Here is a 12,599-nt window from a genome sequence, read left to right as displayed (position 1 = left end):
CATAAAATCGCTAAACTTATTCGATATGCAGCCCGAATCCAGAACCAAAAGCAAGATCGATCTACTCAAAGAAAGGTCGCAGATCGCCGAAGAAGGCGGAGGCCGTGCACGGCTTGAAAAACAAAAGGCAGCCGGCAAGATGACCGCCCGCGAACGCGTCGAGTTTTTCCTCGACGAAGGAAGTTTTGAGGAATTCGACAAATTTGTCGTCCACCGGTCTACAGATTTTGGCCTTGAAAATCAAAAATTTCCCGGTGACGGCGTCATCACTGGCCACGGACTCGTCGACGGACGCGAGGTTTTTGTTTTTGCTCAGGATTTCACAGTATTCGGCGGTTCTCTCTCCGAAACGCATGCTCAGAAGATCTGCAAGGTCATGGACATGGCCATGAAAACCGGAGCTCCTGTGATCGGCCTCAATGATTCCGGCGGAGCGAGAATTCAGGAAGGCGTCGTCTCGCTTGGTGGCTATGCCGACATTTTCCTACGAAATGTGCTTTCCAGCGGCGTCGTTCCGCAGATCAGCTGCATCCTCGGCCCGTGTGCCGGTGGAGCGGTATATTCGCCCGCGATCACCGACTTTAACGTGATGGTCAAGGATTCGTCCTACATGTTCATCACCGGCCCCGACGTGATCAAAACCGTTACGCATGAGGACGTGACCAAAGACGAACTCGGCGGGGCGATGACGCACAATTCCAAATCGGGTGTCGCACATTTTGCCGCCGATTCCGACGAACACGCTCTGCGTATCACCCGCGAACTGCTCTCGTTCATGCCGTCAAACAACATGGAAAATCCGCCATTCGTCGCGACCAGCGACCCGTCGGACCGGGCGGATGAGAAGCTAAACACAATGGTTCCCGAGGCAGCGACTCAGCCCTATGATATTCGTGACATCGTAAACAATGTCGTCGATGACGGCTATTTTTTCGAGGTTCAGGAAGCCTTTGCTCCTAATATAGTCATCGGATTTGCACGCCTCGGCGGGTACTCGGTCGGGATCGTTGCAAATCAGCCTGCGTATTTAGCAGGCGTTCTCGACATCGACGCGTCGGTAAAAGCGGCTCGTTTTGTACGTTTTTGCGATTGTTTCAACATCCCGCTCATCACTTTCGAAGACGTTCCCGGCTTTCTCCCCGGCGTTAATCAGGAACATCAGGGCATCATTCGCCACGGAGCCAAGCTTCTTTACGCATTTGCGGAAGCGACGGTGCCGAAGATCACTGTGATCACCCGAAAAGCCTACGGCGGAGCCTATTGTGTCATGGCTTCGAAGCACATTCGCACCGACATCAATTTTGCGTATCCAACCGCGGAGATCGCTGTAATGGGATCCGAGGGCGCGGTCGGCGTTCTTTTCAAACGCGAGATCGCCGAGCGCGATGAAGACTATCGTCTCTCCAAAGTCGCCGATTTTCAGGACAAATTCGCCAACCCATACGTCGCTGCCGAACGCGGTTACATTGACGAGGTGATCGAGCCGAAGTTCACGCGTCCAAAGCTGATCCGTGCCCTGTCACTTCTTCAAAATAAACGGGATACCAATCCGCGCAAGAAGCATGGAAATATCCCGCTTTAACCGCGGGTTTCTTATCCGATGTCTAATCAAACTCCAAAACCGCTACCGCTGCGGCCAACGTGGGCAACCATCGATCTTGATGCTCTCGCGTTCAATTTCCGCTCGTCAAAGGCATTCATCGGCAGCGACATTGAGTATATGGCGGTCGTCAAGGCGAACGCCTACGGCCACGGTGCCATCCAATGTGCAAAAAGGCTCGAAGCGGAGGGCGTCAATTGGTTTGCTGTCGCCTCGGTCGAAGAAGGGCTTGAGCTTCGCCATGCCGGTATCCGGCGACCGATCCTGATCCTTGGTGGGATCTGGAGCGGTCACGAAGATGTGATCGCAAACGACCTTACACCCGCTGTGTTCACGATAGAACAAGCCAAAAGCCTTGATGAGGCTGCAAAACGGAAGCAGATCGTCCTCGATGTCCATCTTAAGATCGATACGGGAATGGGACGCGTCGGATTCATAGCTGATGACGCCCAGAACCTGGCGAATCAGCTGAAAACGCTCACAAATCTGAACGTAACCGGCATGATGACGCATTTTGCGGCGGCTGACGACCTTGCTCAAAATGAGTTTACGGCGGGCCAGCTCTCTCGATTCCAACAGGCAGTAGAGATTTTTCGTAGCAACCGATTCGATCCGAAGTATATCGACTTGGCAAATTCCCCGGGTGCGGTCGCCCATCCGCAGTCGCGTTCAAATCTCGTTCGGCTCGGCGGAATACTTTACGGACTCGGCGGCGATGTTCTCCCGGCGGGAATCGGCAAACCTGAGCTAAAGCCCGTCATGTCTGTCGAAACCCGAGTCCTCCAGGTTAAAAACGTTCCCAGCGGCTCATCGATCGGCTACAGCAGGACTTTTACCACAAACCGTGATTCGGTTATCGCAACGATCCCGATCGGGTATCACGACGGCTTCCGGCGGTCTCTGTCCAACCTCGGCTCCGTGCTCGTCAACAGCGAAATGGCTCCGGTTGTCGGCCGCGTTTCAATGGACTGGACAACTATCGACGTCACCGGCCTGAAAACGGTTAGCGTCGGCGATCCGGTGACAGTGATCGGTTCACAGGGATCCTTGGAAATAAAAGCTGAGGATATTGCGAGCAAGTTAGGTACAATATCGTACGAAATCACCTGCGGCATCAGCGGCCGCGTGCCAAGGATATTTGCCGGAGAAAATCTATGAACTATCCATTACAACTGTCATTCAAACTGCTGGCGATCGGCAGCAAGATCTACGTCCGCGATGCTAATGGCAACCTTTTGGGTTATGTAAAACAAAAGCTTTTCAAGCTAAAGGAGAACATCGATGTTTTCGCGGACGAAGGTCAGACTCAGCTTTTGTTCAACATAAAGGCTGACAGGCTGCTTGATTTCTCTGCCGGATATAACTTTACGTCGGCTAATGGCCAATCGCTTGGTTCGGTACGGCGACGAGGGATGCGATCCATATTTCGGGCAAATTACGAGGTATTCGACGCCTCAGGAAACCAGGTGATGCAGATCCACGAGGAGAATGGCTGGATCAAGGTAATGGACGCCGTCCTCGGCGAAGTGCCGCTTATCGGGATGTTTACCGGATACTTTTTCAATCCATCCTACATCGTCGAACGCCCTGACAATACGCCCGTCGCCCGGCTGCACAAACAGCCCGCCTTTTTCGAGGGAGTTTTCGGGCTAGATCTGCTCGGTCAGGTGTCCGCAGACGACGAAACGCGTATTCTCCTGAGTGTCTTGACGATGACATTGCTCGAACGCGGACGCGGTTAAAATTGATCATGCGAATGCTAAACGTTACAGAGTTCCCGTTCAAGGAATTCGGCTGGGCACTGTATGCGAAGATATTCGACACCGATATTTTCAGCCGCGCCGCCCAGGTAGCTTTTTATTTTTCATTCGCGCTGTTTCCGTTACTTTATTTCCTCGTCAGTCTTTTCGGCATAGTTATCGAATCGTCCGAGGGCCTTCGCGGCGAGCTGTTCTCATATCTCCGCCAGATAATGCCGCTCGCCGTCTTTGACCTGGTAAGCCGAACGGTCGAAGAGATCGTCGTCAATAGCACCGGCGGAAAAGCCACGCTCGGCCTTGCCGTGACCCTTTGGTCCGCCTCTGCGGGCGTCGATGCTATCCGCACGGCTTTGAATGAGATCTACGGACTCAAAGACAGCCGCAATTGGTTCAAGACAAAGGCTCAGTCGATTCTCTTCACGCTCATCGTCTCGGTTCTTACAACCGCGATTCTGGCGATCGTTTTTTATGGTTGGCAGTTGTTCCAATATGGCCTTGCGAGACTTGGCCTTGAGGTGAGTTCGCCATTTCTTTTGGTAAGCATCCAATGGATCTCGATACTGGTAATAATGCTGCTCGCGTGCGAGATCATTTACAATCTCCTGCCAGATTTTAAGAGGTTTCGTTGGGTTTGGATAACGCCGGGCTCGGTCGTCGCGATCTTAGTGTGGATCATTCTCACAACGGGGTTCCGCACGTATCTCGGGTATTTTAATTCCTACAACAAAGCCTACGGCTCGCTCGGCGCGGTCATAATTATGATGCTATGGCTCTATCTGACGGCATCTGCTCTGATGATCGGTGGGGCGATAAACGCCGTGCTTCACGAAATGCGTGAAAAGGCCGAGAACGAATCAGTTGAAGCCGAAACACTATCAGCTTAGGTTATTAATTTTCACGCAGCTATCGACTGGTGTTATATTCTAGTTTATGTCGCTAATGCTCCAGGAGATCGCGGAACAGCCGGCCGCTCTCGAACAAACCATGATCGCCGAGCGCGAAAAATACGCTCGCCTCGGCACCTTTCTTCGTAACAAAGACATCGACCTCGTCGTGATCGTCGCCCGGGGCAGCTCTGACAACGCCTCACTGTTTGGGCGTTATCTGATCGAGGTCACGGCGGGAATTCCCGTCTCGCTCTCAGCTCCATCCGTCTACACGCTCTACAACGCCAAGCTGAATCTCAGCCGTGCGCTCGTTATCGGCGTGTCGCAATCAGGCGAGGGAGACGACATCAACATCGTCCTCGAAAGTGCCAAAGCGTCCGGTGCTTACACGCTCGGTATCACCAACGAAGCGGATTCCACCATGGCAAAGATCGCGGATGAAACGCTGCTCATCCATGCCGGGCGGGAGCGTTCAGTGGCGGCGACAAAGACCTATACGGGCCAAATGCTACATTTCTATATGCTGGCAAATGCACTTGCGGAGAATCAGCTTGAGATCGAGCGGATCCCGGAATACACGTCTCGAGCCCTCGAACTGCAGCCTAAGATCAAGGATCTCGTTCAGCGATACGTTTTCATGGAAAATTGCGTGGTCGTGGGACGGGGAATGAATTATGGCAACTCGTACGAAATGGCGTTAAAGCTGATGGAGACGTGTTACGTCGTCGCCGAGCGTTTCTCGTCGGCTGACTTTTTTCATGGCCCGCTCGCGATCGTCGAGCGCCGATTCCCCGTCGTAATGTTCGGCCCAAGCGGCGTAACGCAAAAGAGCAGCGTTGAACTTCTCGAACGACTCCACGAATTGAATGCGGATTGCCTGTCGATCACCAACAATGAGGAGATCGCCAAACTATCACCGAACAGCCTCGTTCTGCCCGCGGAGATCGAGGAATTCCTGTCACCGATCCCATTCATAGTGCCGGCCCAGCTCTTTGCGGCTTTGTTGTCCGAGGCGAAAGGGCTAGATCCTGATGCTCCGCGTTCGCTGTCGAAAGTTACGAAAACAATCTGACAAAATTACCCGGCGGCGGAAAGAAGGGCTTCACGCATCGCCCCGGCGGTTCGCCAGCGATTCTCGACCTGTTTTGCGAGAGCTGTTTCGATAACCGAAGCGACATGAAGCGGCACATCCGGAACCCGTGCCCGGACCGGGATTATCGGCTTTTCGAAGATGGCCTTCACCGTTTCCGCTATGCCCGCTTTGGGGCCAATGTCGAGAGCGTGGGCACCAGTCAAAAGGCTGTAGGCCGTCATTCCGATGGCGTAGATATCTGACGGCGGCTTAACATCCTTGAAGTCGCGAACCTGTTCAGGCGGCATGTAGGCGATCGTGCCCGCCACGTCCCCAACCATCGTCACTCCGCTCATTCCGGTTTGTTTAAAACTCTTTGAGAGTCCGAAATCCGTGAGTTTTGCCACATCTTCGGGGAAATTGCCGCTCACTAGAATATTCTGTTCCTTGATGTCGCGATGAACGAATCCTTGCGAATGAGCAAAATCGAGTGCCGCGAGCGTTTGGGATACAACACTGACCATTTCGCGGTAATTGAGGCGTCCGCCCCGGTTCTTGGCAAGCCGGGCAGCGTCCATACCCGCGATAAATTCAGTCACGAGATAAACTAACCCGTTGTGAGTCCCGTGATCGATGTAGCTGACGATGTTTGGGTGCTTGAGCGATGCTGCGACCTCGATCTCACGAAGGAAACGCTTCAACGACTGCTCGCTCACGGCAACCTCAGGCAGAAGCGTTTTGATCGCAACTGCACGGCCATCCGATTCCGCACGGCCCAGCATAACGCTGCCCATTCCGCCCTGGCCGATAACGCGTATCATCTGATAATTCGGGATCGGCTGCGGATTTGCTTTGAGTTTATCTCGGCAATCATCGCAAATGAAGGAGAGTTTTGCGTCCGGATCGGCGGCCTCGATATTCGCTGGTACGCTGCAGTTCAAACAGGTGATCGTGACCACGGAAGGCTGGGTCGCTCCGGCAACTCGAGCCGTATCGTTGAATTCTTCAAGCCCGGTCGAGACCTCGACCTCGAGGATAGTCTCACCGCCCTGGATGCGGTCGCCGCTTTTTAAATGAGCGGTATCAACGCGCATTCCGTTGACGTATGTGCCATTTGTAGAGCCGAGATCACGCAGGAATGCCTGCGGCGGAGCGATCTCCAGAATGCAGTGGTGGCGCGAGAAATACCTGTCCTGCGGCAGACAGAACTGAGCATCCTCGCTTCGCCCGATCATGAACGTATCGTGCTGATCGAATGTAAAGTCGCGTCCGGTTTGCGGACCGGCAACGACGTGAAGGGTAACGCGCATTAGATCTCAAATTAACGGCCAAGGCTGCCGCCGATCGCTGCCAGGCCCCAGATCAACATAACTAGTATATAAAGTGCAAGAAACACACCGCCGGTCACCATTCCACCGATCGCCAGGCCCTTGCCTGTATATTTGCTCGGGTCTTTTTTGATCTGAGAAAGAGCAATGAAGCCGGTTATTAGTGCCGCCGGCGACAACAAAAGCCCTAATGAACAGCACCAGCCGATCGTCAAACTCCCTATACCGAGCCCAAGCGAAACGATAGCAAGAGTCTGATTTGGCGAAGGCAGAATGCCAAACTGCGCGAATTGAGCCGGAGCCGCGGCAGGCTGCTGCCATTGAGCGGGCGGAGATGACGGCTGTTGCTGCGGCCAGTTGGTCGGATTTGTTCGCCTTGCTTCGTCAAGCATGACCGTCGGCGGCGAATCATCGACGTAGCGGTTCCGCTGTTCCTGAACAAAGCTCGAGAGCATCTCGCCATCTTCGAGGCAGAAGTTTAGCTGGTCATCGCTGTATGTCTGTTTACAACGCGGGCATTGTTTCATAAGTCATTTGATCTTCGAACTTGGATCTTTGATTTTTGCCTAGCCGATTTTAGATCGATCGACTCTAACACCCTTATTTCCTTATCTCCAGATTCTTAAACGCTACTTTAACACCATCGCCCGCATACAGCCCCGGAACACCGCCCGAGTATCCGTAAACATTCTTTATCGAGGTGACCATGGTTCCGTTAATATAGAGCTCGATTTTGTCGTCGAGATCGCGAGCCTCGAGCACATTTTCCTCGGCACCTTCTTTGATCGCGGGCGACGATGTCCAGCTAACGACCGATTTTTCGCTCTGCGGTTCGTGATGGACAACGCGGTATTTCTTCTTCTTCGTATCGATCAGGAAGGCGTAGCCCTGCTGGAGCGGTGTTGGGTTGCTGTGGAATATTAGCCCGTAACCCAAACTTCCAGCCGCATTATCAACATTGCGAAGGGTCACTCGAGTGTCAGCTTTTTCGGTCTTGTATTCCTCCGGAGCGACCAGGACGTAATAGAAGCCTTTCTTCTTAGAGCTCATTATGAACTCACCGTTCGTAAATTCCGTGTTACCGTAGGCGGAGAACTCTTTGACCCAGGGTTCGAGGTCGACGGACTCCATATCCGTCCGGTTGGACGAACTAGAAGTTGTTGTCGTCGAAGTGGTGGATGAATTCGAGAACGACGTGTTACCCGTCTTGTTTGTGGCCGGAGGAGATGATTTGGTGTTTGACGGACTAATTTCGGTGTTACTCTTTTCGGCATTCATGCCGATGAAGAGGAGCCCCGCGAAACCACCGCCGCAGACGAGTACGACAACCCCAAGGATCAAGAGCACCCAGACCCACGTTTTCGAGGATCTAACCGGCGGCTGCATTGAGTATTGCTGCGGCGTATTCCAGCCCGGCTGTGATCCGGGCTGACTTGGCATTTGCGGCTGTGCGGTCGGACGAGCTTCGCTCATCATGACCGTTTGGGGCGGTTGTTGTGACGCCTGGGTGAGGACGGAGCCGTCCTCTAGACAGAAATTCAGGTTGTCATCGACGTATGTTTTTTGGCAGCGCGGACAGATCTTCATATTTTTCCCCGAAAATTAGTAAGCTTTCCCCAGAAATCAGATTTTTGTGGCTGAATATCGCGATTATTATACTTATTTGCGGCCGCAAACGCGACTTTTTCATACACAGAATTCAGCATTTTATCGGATTCAAAAAATCCGGTATAGATAGAACGCCGATACACGGTCTGGCATGCATTTTTATCAGCGCAAAATTGCCGTCGAAATGCTTCGTTTATAGAGTACGCCGATCGGACCCGATCGGTTCCGAAACACAAGATATGGGGCGCTGATTTTTGGTTTTCAAAATGCGCGAATTTGAAAGTGTGAAACGTTTCACACTTTTCCAAAATACGCCTATTTTTAACGATCTTGGGCGACAAACATCCAGTTTGGTCACAGGTATTTGAGCTCTTATCACGCCAAAATGCCATCATTGGTAGAGGTAAATGCCTGATTGGTCAAACGTTGGCCCCAAATGCTCTACCAATCTCCTGGGGCTGGACCAATCGCGTAAATGGCGGGAATGTCGGCAATGCACCAGCCGGCCCGATCTCCCACGGCCCCGGCATCAATAATTTTTCTTTTCAAAATACCGGCAAAACGTTAAACTGCTTTAAATGGAGTTTTTTCGGTCGCTGCAACCGTCTGCGATATCTCTCCTTTTAGAAATCGGCAACCACAACTCGTTTTTCACCTTTTTTCGTATCCAGACCCTGATGGATGCCAAAAGAGATCCAAACAGATCAAGGTACTCACACTCTGCTTAGAGGTTTTATGAAGCGTCAGTTATTTCTCGCCCTGTTCGTCATCGGCCTATTCTCATTGAGCGTTTTTTTCCTGGAGATATCCAGAGCCCAGAACCGGACGCGGATATTGACTGAACCCGAGCCTCAGGATCAGGAAATGGCCGCGACGATCAAACGCCTGACGAATCGAACGACCGATGGCCTTTTGGAGAAACAGCATGCCGACGGCAGCGTCGAGCTTGATCTGGAAGGACGGTTTCAAAACCTCCCGCTCGCCGTTCTCGACGAGCAAGGCCGGACGGTCGTCGGCTGTGCCGCAACTCTCGAGGAAGCCAACGAATTTTTCGGCCGTGACCTCGAAACCGGCCGATCGTTGGGCCCCAAATATTCCCCGCTCGACGAAATGGAGCAGACCGCGAAAGATCTCGGAATTGAGGTCGCGGAGTACAAATTCTACTTAGATCTGATCGAAAAGTCTCGCCAACATAGAACCGAAACGCCTAATTCCGCGACGATAAATATCGTTAACAACGACGGTGCAGCCGAAGGATTCAACGACACTACTGCGGTGGTCCCGGTTGGCGGCAATAGCGGTACAACTCTAGGACAACAGCGACTTAATCTATTTAATTTCGCTGCGGGAATTTGGGGAGCTTATCTAGATTCGACGGTCGCAATTCAGGTACGTTCACAGTTCGATCCTCTAACATGCACCGCAAATTCGGCGGTGCTTGGGTCGGCTGGTACGGTGAATATATATCGTAATTTTTCCGGCGCCGCTTTTACCAACACTTGGTATCACGCACCGCTCGCAAACAAACTGGCTGGTAGCGATCTTGGGGTTAACCCTGAAATAAACGCTACCTTTAATAGTGCTCTCAATGGCGATCCTAATTGCCTCGGCGGACGCACCTTCTATCTTGGATTCGACAATAGCAATCCGGTCGGAACAACTAATCTGTTAGTCGTCCTCCTTCATGAAATGGGACACGGCCTAGGGTTCTCGAACTTTGCGAATGGCGCCACTGGCGCCTTAAACGGTGGCTTTCCTGATGTTTACACCACCTTCATGTTCGATCGAACGGCGAATCTTGGATGGAATGCAATGACCGATGCTCAACGTCTCGCGTCAACTACTAATACCAATAATCTCTTATGGGATGGCCCGAACGTTAAAGTTGCGTCGGGATTTTTGACCTCTGGTCGAGACGTTACTAATGGGAGAGTTCAGTTATACGCGCCCTCTACATTTTCGCAGGGATCTTCGCTTTCACATTTTGACACTCTTTGCTTTCCAAATTTGCTAATGGAGCCCAACATTACGACCGGTCTCCCTTTAACTTTGGATCTTACCCGACAGCAAATGCGAGATATCGGATGGTTCAGAGATACAAACGCGGACCTTGGGCCGGACACAATAACGAACGTTACTCCTTCGGGAAACACGATAAGCGCCGGAAGCTCGGTAAACGTGACGTGGACGAACGGTGGCGGATTCAATCAACCGGTCGCGATCGAGCTGTCAACAGATGGCGGCGTAACCTTCCCTACGACCCTGACAGCAAGTGCTGCGAATACCGGAACATTTAATTTCACGGTTCCAAATACACCGACAACAACGGCACGGATCCGTGTGAGAGAGGTAGATTACGTGTCACCTTCCGGCACATCGGCAGCTAATTTCACGATCTCAGGCGGCGGCCCAACACCAACGCCGACACCGATCCCGACGCCATCTCCTACGCCTACGCCGACACCGACACCTGGTCCGACACCGTCGCCAACTCCGACGGTTGCACCAACGCCGACGCCAACGCCGGCACCAACTCCGACACCCGGAGCATGTACGTTCTCGAATGGCGGCCTCAATCCGCAATCGTTGACTGACAGCGGTGTTGCGGCCACGGCAGGTACTTTTTGGAGCGAAGCTCAGCATCCGGCAGGCAATCTGACAGTTGCGAACACGTCGGCCGGATTCGGCGCGATACAGGGTTCAAATCGCTTGGCGGACAACTTCTCGATCGCACAACCATGTACGATCCAAACGATCTCGTTCTATGGATATCTGACGGGCGCTGGGGCTACGACACCTTTCACAGCATTAACGCTCCAGATCTGGAATGGAAGGCCTGGTGATGTGGGCAGCACTGTGGTCTTTGGCGATACGACGACAAACAGGCTCGCGTCATCGACAGATACCAGCATCTTCAGGATCTTCAACACGGTAGCACCTCCTCCGGGAGTCGCTTCGGGAACCACAAGAAGGATCTGGAAGAACACCGCGACGGTCAATACCGTTTTGCCAGCGGGAAACTATTGGGTCGACTGGGCTACTACGGTAACGGGAGCCGCGAACCATTTCTATCCGAGCAAGACAATTGCGGGATCTAGAGGAGCTGTCGGCGATAATGCCCGCCAGTTCACGGTCTCAACAGCCCTGTGGGCTGACGTAGAAGATACCGGAAATCCAGTTACCGTACCTTCGGTCAAACAGGACTTCCCGTTCGACGTTGTAGGCACGCCGGGCGGCGTGGTTCCAACTCCAACGCCAACTCCAACTCCAACTCCGACACCGACACCGACACCGGCACCGACGCCTACGCCAACACCCGCGCCGACCGCTACGCCAACGCCGGCGCCAACACCAACTCCAACGCCCGCTCCGACGCCTACGCCAACGCCCGCTCCGACACCTACGCCAACACCGGCACCGACCGTTACGCCAACGCCTGTACCGACCCCGACACCGGCGGGTGGCTTAACAGTCAGTTTCACGGGTACGGCCGTATCGATCCCGGATGCTGCGGCAGCGGGAGTCAACATTCCGCTGGCAGTCGGAAACGCGTGTACGATCACCGACCTGAACTTCCGGTTCGACGGAACGCCGAGTGCTACGGCCGGAGACACCGGAGTGGGAGTAACTCACTCGTGGGTCGGCGACCTGATCTTCAAGCTGACCTCGCCGGCAGGAACGGCGGTGACCTTCTTCGACCGTCCGGATGTTCCGGCATCGGCATTCGGATGCAGCAACAATAACCTTGCACAGGTGATCCTGGATGACGACGGCGGATTCCCGTCCATTGAAACGACATGTAACGCGGGAGGCAGTGATGCAGCATTCCCATCGGGATCGTTCACGCCGAACAATCCGCTGTCGGCTTTCGACGGCCAGGCTGCGGCCGGAACGTGGACGCTGAACGTCAGCGACAACGGAGCCGGCGACACAGGCCAGGTTAGAGCCTTCTCACTGGTATTCTCATGCCAGGACGGGGTCACACCAACACCTACTCCAACCCCAACGCCGCCGCCTAGTGTTGTTACGATCGAAGGCCGCGTGTTTACGCCCGGGGGCCTGGGAATTCGAAATGCGGTAGTTAAATTATTCGACGGCGGAAGTAATCTGCTGCAAACGTCGACGACAAGCTCATTTGGTGTTTATTCATTCACCAATGTGCCCGTCGGCCAGACGTACACGCTTACGACCGGTAACAAGCGTTATCGTTTTACTCCGAAGATCCTGACGATCACGACGTCGCTGACGAATGTTGATTTTATTGGATTGGAATAAACGGCAGAAATAGAACGCGGATAAAACGGATCGAGCTGATTTACACAGATTTGATTGATCAGATCTGTG

At 53.3% G+C, this 12,599-nt stretch carries 9 protein-coding genes; 6 read left to right on the top strand and 3 right to left on the bottom strand.

Translation table 11 applies throughout. From position 1 onward, the window contains the following. Window positions 1–25: 25 nt before the first annotated feature. The 5 genes from IPG22_19900 to IPG22_19880 are packed head-to-tail and all read left to right on the top strand — an operon-like array spanning window position 26 to window position 5,319. Entirely contained in the window at window positions 26–1,582 is a 1,557-nt protein-coding gene (locus tag IPG22_19900; GenBank protein ID MBK6590549.1) for an acyl-CoA carboxylase subunit beta, read from the top strand. A gap of 18 nt (window positions 1,583–1,600) precedes the next feature. Next, a complete protein-coding gene (alr, locus tag IPG22_19895; GenBank protein ID MBK6590548.1) occupies window positions 1,601–2,758 on the top strand; it encodes an alanine racemase in 1,158 nt (385 codons plus the stop codon). Beyond that, a complete protein-coding gene (locus IPG22_19890) occupies window positions 2,755–3,342 on the top strand; it encodes a hypothetical protein (GenBank protein ID MBK6590547.1) in 588 nt (195 codons plus the stop codon). Before alr ends, IPG22_19890 begins: the two co-directional genes overlap by 4 nt. Window positions 3,343–3,356: 14 nt before the next feature. After that, window positions 3,357–4,244 carry a YihY/virulence factor BrkB family protein gene (locus tag IPG22_19885; protein MBK6590546.1) on the top strand — a complete coding sequence of 296 codons (888 nt, stop codon included), beginning with the start codon at window positions 3,357–3,359 and terminating at the stop codon, window positions 4,242–4,244. A gap of 46 nt (window positions 4,245–4,290) precedes the next feature. Further along, complete coding sequence (locus IPG22_19880) at window positions 4,291–5,319, top strand: SIS domain-containing protein (protein ID MBK6590545.1); 1,029 nt, start codon at window positions 4,291–4,293, stop codon at window positions 5,317–5,319. 5 nt (window positions 5,320–5,324) lie between these two features. Here IPG22_19880 and IPG22_19875 read toward each other — a convergent pair whose 3' ends face one another. The 3 genes from IPG22_19875 to IPG22_19865 all read right to left on the bottom strand — a co-directional run bounded on the left by IPG22_19875 (window position 5,325) and on the right by IPG22_19865 (window position 8,234). Then, window positions 5,325–6,629: a protein kinase gene (locus tag IPG22_19875; protein ID MBK6590544.1), complete on the bottom strand. Its 1,305-nt coding sequence runs from the start codon at window positions 6,627–6,629 to the stop codon at window positions 5,325–5,327. An 11-nt stretch (window positions 6,630–6,640) separates the two neighbouring features. Beyond that, on the bottom strand, window positions 6,641–7,174 hold the full coding sequence (locus IPG22_19870) for a DUF4190 domain-containing protein (protein ID MBK6590543.1): 534 nt from the start codon (window positions 7,172–7,174) through the stop codon (window positions 6,641–6,643). Window positions 7,175–7,247: 73 nt separating this feature from the next. Next, window positions 7,248–8,234: a hypothetical protein gene (locus tag IPG22_19865; GenBank protein ID MBK6590542.1), complete on the bottom strand. Its 987-nt coding sequence runs from the start codon at window positions 8,232–8,234 to the stop codon at window positions 7,248–7,250. A 756-nt stretch (window positions 8,235–8,990) separates the two neighbouring features. Here IPG22_19865 and IPG22_19860 point away from each other — a divergent pair. After that, complete coding sequence (locus IPG22_19860; protein MBK6590541.1) at window positions 8,991–12,530, top strand: proprotein convertase P-domain-containing protein; 3,540 nt, start codon at window positions 8,991–8,993, stop codon at window positions 12,528–12,530. The last annotated feature ends 69 nt before the right edge of the window (window positions 12,531–12,599 follow it).

Source organism: Acidobacteriota bacterium, assembly GCA_016703965.1.
GTDB lineage: Bacteria > Acidobacteriota > Blastocatellia > Pyrinomonadales > Pyrinomonadaceae > OLB17.
The sequence above is the reverse complement of the archived record's forward strand: the minus strand, read 5'-3'. Positions and strand labels throughout refer to the sequence as shown.

Coding starts and splice junctions, on each gene's coding strand:
- IPG22_19875 (MBK6590544.1), bottom strand. CDS start 6,629: ATGCGCGTTACCCTTCACGTCGTTGCCGGTCCGCAAACCGGACGCGAC.
- IPG22_19900 (MBK6590549.1), top strand. CDS start 26: ATGCAGCCCGAATCCAGAACCAAAAGCAAGATCGATCTACTCAAAGAA.
- IPG22_19865 (MBK6590542.1), bottom strand. CDS start 8,234: ATGAAGATCTGTCCGCGCTGCCAAAAAACATACGTCGATGACAACCTG.
- IPG22_19885 (MBK6590546.1), top strand. CDS start 3,357: ATGCTAAACGTTACAGAGTTCCCGTTCAAGGAATTCGGCTGGGCACTG.
- alr (MBK6590548.1), top strand. CDS start 1,601: ATGTCTAATCAAACTCCAAAACCGCTACCGCTGCGGCCAACGTGGGCA.
- IPG22_19870 (MBK6590543.1), bottom strand. CDS start 7,174: ATGAAACAATGCCCGCGTTGTAAACAGACATACAGCGATGACCAGCTA.
- IPG22_19860 (MBK6590541.1), top strand. CDS start 8,991: ATGAAGCGTCAGTTATTTCTCGCCCTGTTCGTCATCGGCCTATTCTCA.
- IPG22_19890 (MBK6590547.1), top strand. CDS start 2,755: ATGAACTATCCATTACAACTGTCATTCAAACTGCTGGCGATCGGCAGC.
- IPG22_19880 (MBK6590545.1), top strand. CDS start 4,291: ATGTCGCTAATGCTCCAGGAGATCGCGGAACAGCCGGCCGCTCTCGAA.